Genomic DNA, 12076 nt, shown 5'->3' with positions numbered 1-12076 from the left:
ACTCGGCCCACTAGCCTATCCGGGGGAACGCCCGCATGCTCGACGCCATTCGTTGGGACACTGATCTGATTCACCGCTACGACCTGGCGGGGCCACGCTATACCTCGTACCCCACCGCCGTACAATTCGACAGCCAGGTCGGCACCTTCGACCTGCTCCACGCCCTGCGCGACAGCCGCAAGGCCGTACGGCCCCTGTCGCTGTATGTGCACGTGCCGTTTTGCGCCAACATTTGCTACTACTGCGCCTGCAACAAGGTCATCACCAAGGATCGCGGCCGGGCTCACGCCTATCTGCAACGCCTGGAGCAGGAAATCCAGTTGGTGGCGTGCCACCTCGATCCCAAACAGCCGGTGGAGCAGCTGCACTTCGGCGGCGGCACCCCGACCTTTCTCAGCCATGACGAGCTGCGTCAGGTCATGGGCCGCCTGCGCCAGCACTTTAACCTGCTGGACGATGACTCCGGCGACTACGGGATTGAAATCGACCCGCGGGAAGCCGACTGGGCGACCATGGGCCTGCTGCGTGAACTGGGGTTCAACCGCGTCAGTATCGGCCTGCAGGACCTGGACCCCGAAGTGCAGCGTGCGGTGAACCGCCTGCAAAGCCTGGAAGAAACCCGCGCAGTGATCGACGCAGCGCGCACCCTGCAGTTTCGTTCGATCAATATCGACCTGATCTACGGTTTGCCCAAGCAGACACCGCTGAATTTCGCACGCACCGTGGAAGAAGTCATCAGCCTGCAACCGGACCGCCTCTCGGTGTTCAACTACGCACACCTGCCGGAACGGTTCATGCCCCAGCGACGGATCAACACCGACGACCTGCCCTCCCCGGCGGAAAAACTGCTGATGCTGCAAACCACCATCGAGCAGTTGACCCGGGCGGGCTACCGCTACATCGGCATGGACCACTTTGCCCTGCCGGACGACGAATTGGCCGTCGCCCAGGAAGAAGGCACGCTGCAACGCAACTTCCAGGGCTACACCACCCACGGGCATTGCGATTTGATCGGGCTTGGGGTGTCGGCGATCAGCCAGATCGGCGACCTGTACTGCCAGAACAGCAGCGACCTGAACCACTACCAGAACGCCCTCGCCGGCGCGCAACTGGCCACCAGCCGTGGGTTGTTATGCACCACGGATGACCGGTTGCGACGGGAAGTGATCCAGCAGCTGATCTGCACGTTCAGCCTGAATTTCGAGAAGATCGAACAGGCCTTCAACATCGATTTTCGCGGCTATTTCGACGAGCTCTGGCCGCAACTGGAGGCGATGACCGAGGACGGACTGATCGAACTCGACCCACAGGGCATCCGCGTATTGCCGGCGGGACGCCTGCTGGTACGCTCGGTGTGCATGGTGTTCGATGCCTATCTGGAGCACCAGAATCGGCAACGATTTTCGCGGGTAATCTGAACCTGTCCTACTTCGCCAGCAGGGCCATCGCTTCCAGCTGCGACTCGGGAGACTCGTCCTTCAAGGCCTTTGTCAACTGCGATTGGGCCGTCATCAAGCCGGCCTGCAATGTCGCGATATCACTCTGCAAGGCGGCCACTCTGGCCTGCCTTGCCTGCGGGGTCTTTGAGGCGGCGGACATGGCAGCTGAGAGCTGAGCCATCTTCTCGGCGAGCTGTTTTCTCATCTCGCGAATCATTTTCAACAGCTGCTTGATGTTGTCTTTCAGGTTGCTGTCGTCAATGTCCTTGTTGGAGTTGGTGCTGGCCTTGGAGGCTTTCAGCCCCGCCCCCGAGATATCCACCACCAGTCCTTGGGGCTTGGTGTCAGTGGCCCGATCGGTAGAAGACGCTTGGTCTTTATCGTCTGCAGCGGGGTCTTTTTTCGCATCAGGCACGGTTAGCGAAGAAACAATGGCAGGGTTGGTTGCGCCAATGGAAAGCATGATCTGAGCCTCCAGCTCTAGGAGTGACAATCTTGTATCGACCTCGATACAAAATTCTTTATACCGCTGCTGCTTTTCTGTACACGCTGGCCTGATTGCCCCCCGGTGCGTTACCCTTACGTCTTATGTGTGTTTTCCCACAAGGATTTAAGAAATGTCCGAGCCAGTTAAACTGCGCGCTCATAGCCAGGCTCATTGCAAGGATTGCAGCCTGGCCCCCCTGTGCCTGCCACTTTCGTTGAATCTGGAAGACATGGAAGCGCTGGACGAGATCGTTAAACGCGGTCGCCCACTGAAAAAAGGCGAGTTCCTGTTTCGCCAGGGCGACAAGTTTGACTCCGTTTATGCAGTACGTTCTGGCGCGCTGAAAACCTTCAGCCTGAGCGATGGCGGCGAAGAACAGATCACCGGCTTCCACCTGCCGAGCGAACTGGTCGGACTGTCGGGCATGGACACTGAGATTCACCCCGTGTCGGCCCAGGCCCTGGAAACCACATCGGTGTGTGAAATCCCGTTCGAACGCCTGGATGAACTGGCCCTGCAGCTGCCGCAATTGCGTCGCCAGCTGATGCGCGTGATGAGCCGGGAAATCCGCGACGACCAACAGATGATGCTGTTGTTGTCGAAGAAAACCGCCGACGAGCGTATTGCCACTTTCCTGGTCAACCTTTCCGCACGTTTCCGCGCGCGGGGTTTCTCGGCCAACCAGTTCCGCCTGAGCATGTCGCGCAACGAAATCGGCAACTACCTGGGCCTGGCGGTGGAAACCGTGTCCCGGGTATTCACCCGCTTCCAGCAGAACGAGTTGATTGCGGCCGAAGGCAAGGAAGTGCATATCCTCGACCCGATCCAGCTCTGCGCATTGGCTGGCGGTTCGCTCGACGGTTGATCCAGACGCTTGCGGCCGAGCCAATCGGCTGGGCCGCAGGTATACTTCGAGTCCGCTTTCCTCCCCAGGACTCCTCGACGATGGTCTTCGATTCGTTCGACATCAAATCCCTGATTCGCCCAGTCATCGACTTCCCCAAGCCTGGGGTGATCTTTCGCGATATCACGCCGCTGTTCCAGTCGCCCAAGGCCTTACGCCTGGTGGCCGACACCTTCGTACACCGCTACGTCGAAGCCGACTTCACCCACATCGGCGCGATGGATGCCCGCGGTTTTTTGATCGGTTCGATCATTGCCTATCAGTTGAACAAACCGCTGATCCTGTTCCGCAAGCAAGGCAAGTTGCCGGCTGACGTGCTGGCCGAGAGTTACCAGACCGAATACGGCGAAGCCTTCCTGGAAGTGCACGCCGACAGCCTGTGTGAAGGTGATTCGGTACTGATGTTCGATGACCTGATCGCCACCGGCGGCACGCTGATCGCAGCGGCCAACCTGGCGCGGCGCATGGGCGCACGGATTTTCGAAGCGGCGGCGATCATCGATCTGCCGGAGCTGGGTGGTTCCCAGCGCCTGGAAGACATGGGCATTGCGACGTTCTGCCTGACGCAGTTTGCCCTGACAGACCAATAACCCCGGGACTCGTGTGGCGAGGGAGCTTGCTCCCGCTGGAGTGCGCAGCGCTCCCAAAGATCTTGGGGCCGCTACGCAGCCCAGCGGGAGCAAGCTCCCTCGCCACAGCTCCCTCGCCACAAAAGCGCTTTCTACAAGCCCATCTGCTTGCTGATGATTTCGTTCATCACTTCCCGAGTCCCGCCGCCGATGGACAGGATGCGGTTGTCGCGATACAGCCGCTCCACCAGGTTGCCGCGCATGTAGCCCTGGCCGCCGAGGATCTGCACGGCATCAAAGGTCACGCGGTCGGCGGTGTCGGTGGCGAGGTTCTTGGCCATCGAGATCTCCTTGATCACACTCTTGCCCGCGGCCATCTTGGCGGCCTGGCGGTAGGTGAATTCCCGCGAGACCTCCACCGCCGTGGCCATTTCCGCCAGGCGATGCTTGAGCACCTGGAACTTGCCGATGGGTTTGCCGAAGGCCTCGCGCTGGGCCGCCCACTTCAGGCTTTCCTCCAGGGCCATCTGCGCAGTCATATTGGCCATCAGGGCCAGGGCCAGGCGCTCGCTCTGGAAGTTGCCCATGATGCAGGCGAAACCCATGTTCTCGGCGCCGATCAGATTGCCTACGGGTACGCGGCAATCATCGAAGAATAATTCGGCAGTGTCCGACGCCCACCAGCCCATTTTCTTCAGCGGTGTACCGGTGGTGAAACCAGGCGTGCCCTTTTCGATCAACAACAGGCTGATGCCGGCAAAGCCCGGCCCCCCGGTACGTACCGCGACGGTATAGAAGTCGGCACGCTGGCCGCTGGTGATAAAGGTTTTGCTGCCGCTGACCCGGTAATGGTCGCCGTCGCGCACGGCACGGGTCTGCAGGCTGGCGACATCGGAGCCGCCACCGGGCTCGGTGACGGCCAGGGCGGCGATCTTCTCGCCGGATAACACCTGCGGCGCCACACGATCGCGCACCTCGGGCCGGGCCCATTTGACGATGGGCGGCAAGCCGATATCCAGCGAGCCCAACCCTGCCACTACTCCGCCGGAGCCGCAGCGCATCAGTTCTTCGCTGGCCGCGACCTTGGCGAACAGGTCACCTTCGTGGCTGCCTCCAAGGGCTTCGGGGTAACCGATGCCCAGGATCCCCGCCGCGCCGGCCTTGAGGTACAGCTCCCGGGGGAAGCTTTCCGCTTCTTCCCACTGCTCGATGCCCGGCAACATCTCGCGCTCGACGAAACGACGCACGCTGTCGCGGACCAATTGGTGGCTGGGGTCGAAGTATTCCTGATAGGCAGACATCGGCAAGCTCCACGGGACGGTAGAGCGAACTTACCAAGCGCTTGCTTGGTTATCAAGCAAGAGGAAAGACTCGTGAACGCCACAAAACAAATGTGGGAGCGGGCTTGCTCGCGAATGCGGTGTATCAGTCGCCAGATGCATTGACTGAACCACCGCATTCGCGAGCAAGCCCGCTCCCACATTTTGTTCTGCGGTGTTTGTTATAGGGCGATCGGCTTACGTCCGGCAAACGAATGCGCCAGGGTCCCGCCATCCACCAGTTCCAGCTCGCCACCCAGCGGCACGCCGTGGGCGATGCGCGAGGTAATCAGGCCTTTGTTGGTCAGCAGCTGGGCGATGTAATGGGCCGTCGCTTCGCCTTCCACCGTCGGGTTGGTGGCCAGGATCACCTCGACGAACGTGCCCTGCTCCTCGATTCGCGTCACCAGTTGCGGAATACCAATCGCCTCCGGCCCCAGCCCGTCCAGCGGCGACAGGTGGCCCTTGAGCACAAAGTAGCGCCCGCGGTAACCGGTCTGCTCCACCGCGTAGACATCCATCGGCCCTTCGACCACGCACAGCAGCGTGTCGTCGCGACGCGGGTCGGCGCATTGCGGGCACAGCTCTTCCTCGGTCAGGGTGCGGCACTGGCGGCAGTGGCCGACCCCTTCCATCGCCTGGCTCAGGGCCTGGGCCAGTCGGGAGCCGCCGCTGCGATCACGCTCCAGCAGTTGCAGCGCCATGCGCTGGGCGGTTTTCTGGCCCACACCCGGCAAAGTGCGCAGGGCGTCGATCAGTTGACGAATCAGGGGGCTGAAGCTCATGGGGAAAGGTCCGACAAAACAACGAGACGCGGTTTATACCCGCGCCTCGGATTAGCGTCAAATGCTCAATCTTGTGCGACCCGCACCACCAACTTGCCGAAGTTGCGCCCCTCCAGCAAACCGATAAAGGCTTCAGGTGCCTGCTCCAGGCCTTCCACCACGTCCTCGCGGAACTTGATCTTGCCATCCCGCACCCACGGCGCCATGGCACTGAGGAATTCCGGTTGGCGGTCGCCATAGTCGTCGAACACGATAAAGCCCTGGATCCGCACACGCTTGGTCAGCAAGGTACGTTGCAACGCCGGCAGCCGGTCGGGACCGCTGGGCGCTTCGTGGGCGTTATAGCCGGCGATCAGGCCACACAAGGGAATGCGCGCCTTGGCATTCAGCAGCGGCACGACCGCGTCGAATACCTTGCCGCCGACGTTTTCAAAGTAGATATCGATGCCCTTGGGGCAGGCCTGGGCAAGCTCCTCGGCAAAGTTGTCGCTCTTGTGATCGACACAGGCATCAAAGCCCAGCTCGTCCACCACATAGCGGCACTTGTCGGCGCCACCCGCCACACCGACCACCCGCAGCCCCTTGATCTTCGCCACCTGGCCCACCACCGAGCCCACCGCACCGGAAGCGGCCGCCACCACCAGGGTTTCCCCGGACTTGGGCTGGCCGATATCGGTGAGGCCCATATAGGCGGTCATGCCGGGCATACCCAGCACACCCAGGGCCATGGACGGGCTGGCCAGTCCCTTCGGTACCGGGATCAGGTTGCGCCCATCGGAGATGCTGTGGCTCTGCCAGCCGGTGGAACCGACCACCAGGTCACCCACCTCGAACTTCGGATTGCGGGACTGTTCGATGCGGCTGACAGCGCCACCGGTCATCACTTCGTCGATTTCTACCGGCGCAGCGTAAGACGGCGCATCACTCATGCGCCCGCGCATGTAGGGATCCAGGGACAGGTAAAGGGTCTTCAGCAAAACCTGGCCGTCGGCCAGTTCCGGCAGCGCGACGCGCTCCAGGCGAAAGTTTTCCGGCACCGGTGCGCCGTGGGGGCGTGAGACCAGCACAATGCGCTGGTTGAGGGTCAATGCTTCGGACATCAGCGAGGCTCCTTCTATCGGTGATTGAATTCAACGGTATAGGGTGCAGACCCCAACACAGGGTCCAGGGTTCGACAAAACTCTCGCAGTAGCAGTTGTCGAGCGCCAGCGAGGCTACGTTAGCCGCACCGCTGCTTTCATGCCAGACGTGGGACCGAGTCGCTGCCGACGCAGCCTCGCTGGCGCTCGACAGCTGCTACGGGTATGGAAAATAGCCGGACAAAAAAATGCCAGGCGCGGGGCCTGGCATTTTCGGTGCTGCGCTTGCCGATCAGAACGGCAGCTTCATACCCGGTGGCAGTTGCATGCCAGCGGTCACGCCGGACATCTTGTCCTGGCTGTTGGCTTCGATCTTGCGCACGGCGTCGTTGACGGCCGCGGCAAACAGCGCCTCGAGCATTTCCAGGTCGTCTTCGCCGACGCCCGGCAATACGCTTGGGTCGATGCTCACGCGCTTGATGTCGTGACGACCGGTCATCACCACGCTGACCATATCGCCACCGGCTTTACCGGTGACTTCGGCGTTGGCCAGTTCTTCCTGCATCTTGGCCATCTTTTCCTGCATCTGCTGCGCCTGCTTCATCAGGCCGGCCATGCCACCTTTCATCATGGGAATCACCTCAAAAGTACGTGGATCAATTATTGGCCCCGGGTTATGACGCTTGGGGTACCGGGGCTTCTACAGGTTCAATAGTATCGTGCCGCACCACCGCGCCAAACTGCTGCATCATCTGCTGGATGAGCGGATCACCGTGGATCGACTCTTCAGCCTCACGCTGGCGGTTGACCCGGCGACGGGACGCCGCCTGGGCCGGGGTTTCCTGCTCGGGCTTGATCAGCTCGATGCTGATGGTCAGCGTGCGCCCGTGGAACTGGTTCAGGGCATCGTTGAGCCGGCGCTGCTGGGTCGCGTTGAACAGGGCGCTGTGGGCCGGGTCCAGGTGCAGCAGCCAGTGGTCGCCATCAACGGCAATCAGGGTGCAGTTGGCGGCGATGCTGCCGGTCATGCCGGAGATCGGCAGTTTCGGGAACAGCTCCAGCCATTGCAACGCCAGGCCGGTGGCCGGCATCGCGGCAGGTTCGGGTTCAGGCTCCGGGGCAGGCTCGGCGGTGTGTTCGCTGGCCAGGTCGTCCAGGTAGCTGTAGGCCGAATCCATGTCCGGCTCGATGTAATCTTCGTCCAGCGGCGGCTCGTCGTCGAGGTCGGTGCCCGGGGTGGCGGCGTCCACTTGCGCAACGGTCGGCTCCGGCACCGGGGCCGAAACCCACTCGGGGGCGTCCGGCACCACGCTGTCCGGGGTCGGCGCGGGCATGGGTGTCAGTTCAGGCTGCTCGCTGGTGGTTTCCAGCACCGGCTCGACGGCAGGCTGCAGCTCGACCTCGACATCGGCCTCTACCGGGTCGTTCCACGGCAGATCGACTTCAGGCACGGGCGCAGGCTCAACCACCGGCTCCGGCACCACCACAGGCGCCACGGGCTCGGCGACAACCGGGGCGGCGGCCTGTGCAACCGGCGCAGGCGGCGCAACCACTGGCGCGACAACAGCCGGGCCAGCCACTGGTTTGGCGGAATCAACTGTGGCCTGGCTGATCCCCACTGGCTTTAGCGGCTGTCTCGGCGCATCCGCCGTGTCGGCGGGCCTGAAGGCCAGCATCCGCAGCAGGACCATTTCAAAGCCGCCTCGCGGATCGGGTGCCAACGGCAGGTCACGTCGCCCAATCAGGCCCATCTGGTAGTAGAACTGTACGTCTTCGGCCGGTAACGCCTGGGCCAGGGCCAACACGCGGTCGCGGTCGCCGTGGCCGTTGTCGACACCTTCGGGCAGGGCCTGGGCGATGGCGACGCGGTGCAGCACATTGAGGATTTCCGACAGCACGCCATTCCAGTCCGGGCCTTGCTCGGACAGATGACGCACGGCTTCGAGCAACGCCTTGGCGTCGCCTTCGATCAACGCGTGCAGCACGTCGAACACCTGGCCGTGGTCCAGGGTGCCGAGCATCGCCCGCACGTCGGCGGCCAGCACCTTGCCTTCACCGAAGGCGATGGCCTGGTCGGTAAGGCTCATGGCATCACGCATCGAGCCGTCGGCGGCACGACCCAGCAACCACAGGGCGTCGTCTTCGAACGGTACGTTCTCGACACCCAGCACGTGGGTCAAATGCTCGACCACACGCTCCGGGGTCATGTTTTTCAGGGAGAACTGCAGGCACCGCGACAAAATCGTTGCAGGAAGTTTCTGCGGGTCGGTGGTGGCCAGGATGAATTTGACGTAGGGCGGCGGCTCTTCCAGGGTCTTCAACAAGGCGTTGAAGGAGTGGCTGGACAGCATGTGCACTTCGTCGATCAGGTAGACCTTGAAGCGGCCACGGCTCGGTGCGTACTGCACGTTGTCGAGCAGCTCGCGGGTGTCTTCGACCTTGGTGCGGCTCGCGGCGTCGATCTCGATCAGGTCGACAAAACGCCCTTCGTCGATTTCCCGGCACACCGAGCAGGTACCACACGGCGTCGAGGTGATGCCGGTTTCACAGTTCAGGCACTTGGCGATGATGCGGGCAATGGTGGTCTTGCCCACCCCGCGGGTACCGGTGAACAGGTAGGCGTGGTGCAGCCGCTGGCTGTCCAAGGCATTGATCAGAGCCTTGAGCACATGGGTCTGGCCGACCATTTCGCGGAACGAGCGCGGACGCCATTTACGTGCAAGAACCTGATAACTCATCGAAAACCGTCGCAACTGGGAAGCGGAAGCGGGTAATGCTAGCGGAGCAAGGGGGAAATTGCATCCGGCACGCTCGTCTAATCTGACTAAGCTGGTCTGACCAAGCCTATAAAAGGCTGAACCCGGAGAATTTATGCGCGCAGTCCTGGGCGCCTTGTGGATGATTGCCACGGTCACCCTGGCGGCACCCGCACCTCTGCGATTCTCCATTTCCGACAGCTGGACCATGCCCATGGTGCAACTTGACCAGGGCCAGCCGACCCAGGGGATTTTGTATGACCTGATGTTGAGCCTGGCCACCCAGGTCGGCCGTCCTGCGATATTCCATGTGCTGCCGCGTGCGCGCATCGACACCGCCATGGAGCGCGGGGATGTGGACGTGCGCTGCTACGTGACACCGGCGTGGCTGAACAACCTGTCGGGGGACTACACCTGGAGCATCCCGCTGCTGGTCTAGCGCAATGTGCTGGCCGCCGGGCGCGTGCCCTCAACGTCAGTGGCACTGGACAGCCTTGCGCCGCAACACATCGGCACGGTACTCGGCTACAGCTACCCGACCCTGGAGGCGCGCTTCGCCAGCGGCCAGTTCAGCCGCGACGACAGCCGCAGTGAAGAGCAAGTGCTGCAAAAACTGGTGGCCGGACGCTTCAACTATGCAGTGATCAACGAATGGATCCTTGACCGCTTCAATCAGCAATTACCGCCCACACAGCGCCTGCATACGGTGGCCGTGATCGAGGAGCAACGCCTGGGCTGCTATGTGCGCAACGACCCGCAGGTGCCGGGGCAGCAGATCCTGCGCACGTTGCTGCGGATGAAAATGTCCGGGGAGATTGATGAAATCATCCAGCTGTATATCGGGAACAGCGCCCCCGCCCCTTAAGATCACCTGATTGTCCTTGTGGCCAGGGAGCTTGCTGGCCAGGGAGCTTGCTGTGGCGAGGGAGCTTGCTCCCGCTGGAGTGCGCAGCGCTCCCAAAGATCTTGGGGCCGCTACGCAGCCCAGCGGGAGCAAGCTCCCTCGCCACAGCAAGCTCCCTCGCCACAGTAAACATCACTCAAGCTTTTGCCACTGCGGCGGCGGTGCAAATCCCTCGACCCAACCCGGCACGTCGTCCGCAGGCATCGGCCGGGCGATGAAATAGCCTTGGGCCACTTCGCAGCCCATGCGCATCAACAGCTGGCCGTGCTCCAGGGTTTCCAGGCCTTCGGCAATCACTTCGCGGCCAAACGCACGGGCCAGGCCGATCACGGCCTTGGTCAGCGCCAGGTCGTCCTTGTCGTGCAGGATGTCGCGCACGAACGACTTGTCGATCTTGATGGTCTGGGTCGGCAGGCGCTTGAGGTAGCTCAGGGAGGAATAGCCGGTGCCAAAATCATCCAGGGAGAACTGCACGCCCAAGGCCTGGCAGGCCTCCAGGTGCTGGGTGACACGCTGGATATTGTCGATGGCCACCGACTCGGCGATCTCCAGGTCCAGCCGGTGCGGCTCCACCTGCGGGTATTGCGCCAGCAAGTCTTGCAGGCGCTCGACAAAATCCTCGCGCTGGAAGTGCCGCGCCGCGATGTTCACGCTCACCGACCACCAATGCCCATGCACCTGCCAGCGATGCATCTGGCCCAACACCTGGGCGATCACCCATTCGCCGATATCGACAATCAGGTCGGTCTGCTCGATCAGTGGCAGGAAATCCCCCGGCTTCACCAGGCCACGCTCGGGGTGCTGCCAGCGTAACAACGCTTCGAACCCCACCACCGTGCCGCAGCGCAAGTTGACCTTGGGCTGGTAATGCAGGCACAACTGGCCCGCCGCCAGGGCCTGGCGGATCTGCTCCACGGTCTGGTGGCTGGCCTTGACCTCCTGTTCCAGGGATACATCAAACAACTGGTAGCGGTTGCGCCCGCTCTGCTTGGCCACATACATCGCCTGGTCGGCATGGCGCAGCAAGGTGTCGGCGTCCTCGTCGTCCAGGGGGAACAGCGTGACGCCGATGCTGGCGAACACATTCAGCTCCGCCCCCTGGATCGAGTACGGCTCGGAAATCGCCTTGAGGATGCGCAGCAAGGCGCCGTTCAGCTCGTCGATATCGCGCACATAACGCAGGATCAGCACAAATTCGTCACCGGCGAGCCGGGCGACCACGTCCTCGCCGCGGATGATCTCCCGCAACCGAGTGGCCACTTCCACCAACAACAGATCCCCACAGGCATGCCCATACCCGTCGTTGACCGCCTTGAAGCCGTCCAGGTCGAGCATGCACAACGCCAACGGTATGTCTTCGCTGCGGGAGAACTCCAGGGACTGGTTAAGCAACTCCGACAGATAGGCGCGGTTCGGCAAGCCGGTCAGCACATCGTGGCCGACCCGCCATTGCAGGGTGTGCAACAGCTGGCGCTTTTCGCTGACATCAAAGCGGATCGACACGTACTTCTGCACGCGCCCGGTCTTCTCATCGAGCAGCGGCACCATGGTGCTGTCCACCCAATACAACGTCCCATCCTTGGCCCGGTTGCAGATTTCCCCACGCCACACCCGGCCTTCGCTGATGGCTTGCCACATGCCCTGGAAGAACCCCGCAGGGTGCAGTCCCGAGCTCAGAATGCGGTGATTTTGCCCCAGCAACTCGTCACGCCCGTAGCCGGACATGCCGCAGAACTGGTCATTGACGTAAGTGATGCAGCCCGCCAGGTCAGTCTCGGAGAAAATGGCGGCTGCATCCACGGCCCTGCGGTATTTCTCGTCCATGAGTCAGGCT

The 12076-nt window shown here is 62.2% G+C and carries 10 protein-coding genes and 1 pseudogene; 4 read left to right on the top strand and 7 right to left on the bottom strand.

Annotated elements, in window-relative coordinates; all coding sequences use genetic code 11:
• The first annotated feature begins 35 nt into the window (after nt 1-35).
• Nucleotides 36-1418 (top strand): oxygen-independent coproporphyrinogen III oxidase, encoded by a 1383-nt coding sequence (hemN, locus tag V6607_RS08535; protein WP_003219038.1) that lies wholly within the window; start codon nt 36-38, stop codon nt 1416-1418.
• 7 nt (nt 1419-1425) lie between these two features.
• Here hemN and V6607_RS08530 read toward each other — a convergent pair whose 3' ends face one another.
• On the bottom strand, nt 1426-1902 hold the full coding sequence (locus V6607_RS08530; protein ID WP_134325953.1) for a hypothetical protein: 477 nt from the start codon (nt 1900-1902) through the stop codon (nt 1426-1428).
• Nucleotides 1903-2056: 154 nt separating this feature from the next.
• Here V6607_RS08530 and fnr point away from each other — a divergent pair, with 154 nt between their 5' ends.
• Entirely contained in the window at nt 2057-2791 is a 735-nt protein-coding gene (gene fnr / locus V6607_RS08525) for a fumarate/nitrate reduction transcriptional regulator Fnr (RefSeq protein WP_003219044.1), read from the top strand.
• 80 nt (nt 2792-2871) lie between these two features.
• Nucleotides 2872-3420, top strand: a complete 549-nt coding sequence (locus V6607_RS08520) for an adenine phosphoribosyltransferase (RefSeq protein WP_003219046.1) — start codon at nt 2872-2874, stop codon at nt 3418-3420.
• 131 nt (nt 3421-3551) lie between these two features.
• On the opposite strand, the gene V6607_RS08515 is transcribed toward V6607_RS08520, so the two are convergent.
• The 5 genes from V6607_RS08515 to dnaX all read right to left on the bottom strand — a co-directional run bounded on the left by V6607_RS08515 (nt 3552) and on the right by dnaX (nt 9320).
• A complete protein-coding gene (locus tag V6607_RS08515) occupies nt 3552-4700 on the bottom strand; it encodes an acyl-CoA dehydrogenase family protein (RefSeq protein ID WP_003219047.1) in 1149 nt (382 codons plus the stop codon).
• A gap of 200 nt (nt 4701-4900) precedes the next feature.
• Complete coding sequence (gene recR, locus V6607_RS08510; RefSeq protein ID WP_003219049.1) at nt 4901-5503, bottom strand: recombination mediator RecR; 603 nt, start codon at nt 5501-5503, stop codon at nt 4901-4903.
• 65 nt (nt 5504-5568) lie between these two features.
• The gene (locus V6607_RS08505; protein WP_003219050.1) at nt 5569-6603 is read right to left on the bottom strand and encodes an NADP-dependent oxidoreductase; all 1035 of its coding nucleotides are present in this window, start codon (nt 6601-6603) and stop codon (nt 5569-5571) included.
• A 271-nt stretch (nt 6604-6874) separates the two neighbouring features.
• Nucleotides 6875-7213: a YbaB/EbfC family nucleoid-associated protein gene (locus V6607_RS08500; protein ID WP_003193199.1), complete on the bottom strand. Its 339-nt coding sequence runs from the start codon at nt 7211-7213 to the stop codon at nt 6875-6877.
• 43 nt (nt 7214-7256) lie between these two features.
• Nucleotides 7257-9320, bottom strand: a complete 2064-nt coding sequence (gene dnaX, locus V6607_RS08495; protein ID WP_134325952.1) for a DNA polymerase III subunit gamma/tau — start codon at nt 9318-9320, stop codon at nt 7257-7259.
• Between the two features lie 133 nt (nt 9321-9453).
• Here dnaX and V6607_RS08490 point away from each other — a divergent pair.
• Nucleotides 9454-10203, top strand: a pseudogene (locus V6607_RS08490) (transporter substrate-binding domain-containing protein).
• Between the two features lie 171 nt (nt 10204-10374).
• Here the strand turns inward: V6607_RS08490 and V6607_RS08485 are convergent.
• Complete coding sequence (locus V6607_RS08485) at nt 10375-12066, bottom strand: EAL domain-containing protein (RefSeq protein WP_003219057.1); 1692 nt, start codon at nt 12064-12066, stop codon at nt 10375-10377.
• Nucleotides 12067-12076 lie beyond the last annotated feature (10 nt).

This window comes from Pseudomonas sp. KK18 (assembly GCF_037094675.1).
Taxonomy (GTDB): domain Bacteria; phylum Pseudomonadota; class Gammaproteobacteria; order Pseudomonadales; family Pseudomonadaceae; genus Aquipseudomonas.
This window is presented reverse-complemented; position numbering and strand designations above follow the sequence as displayed.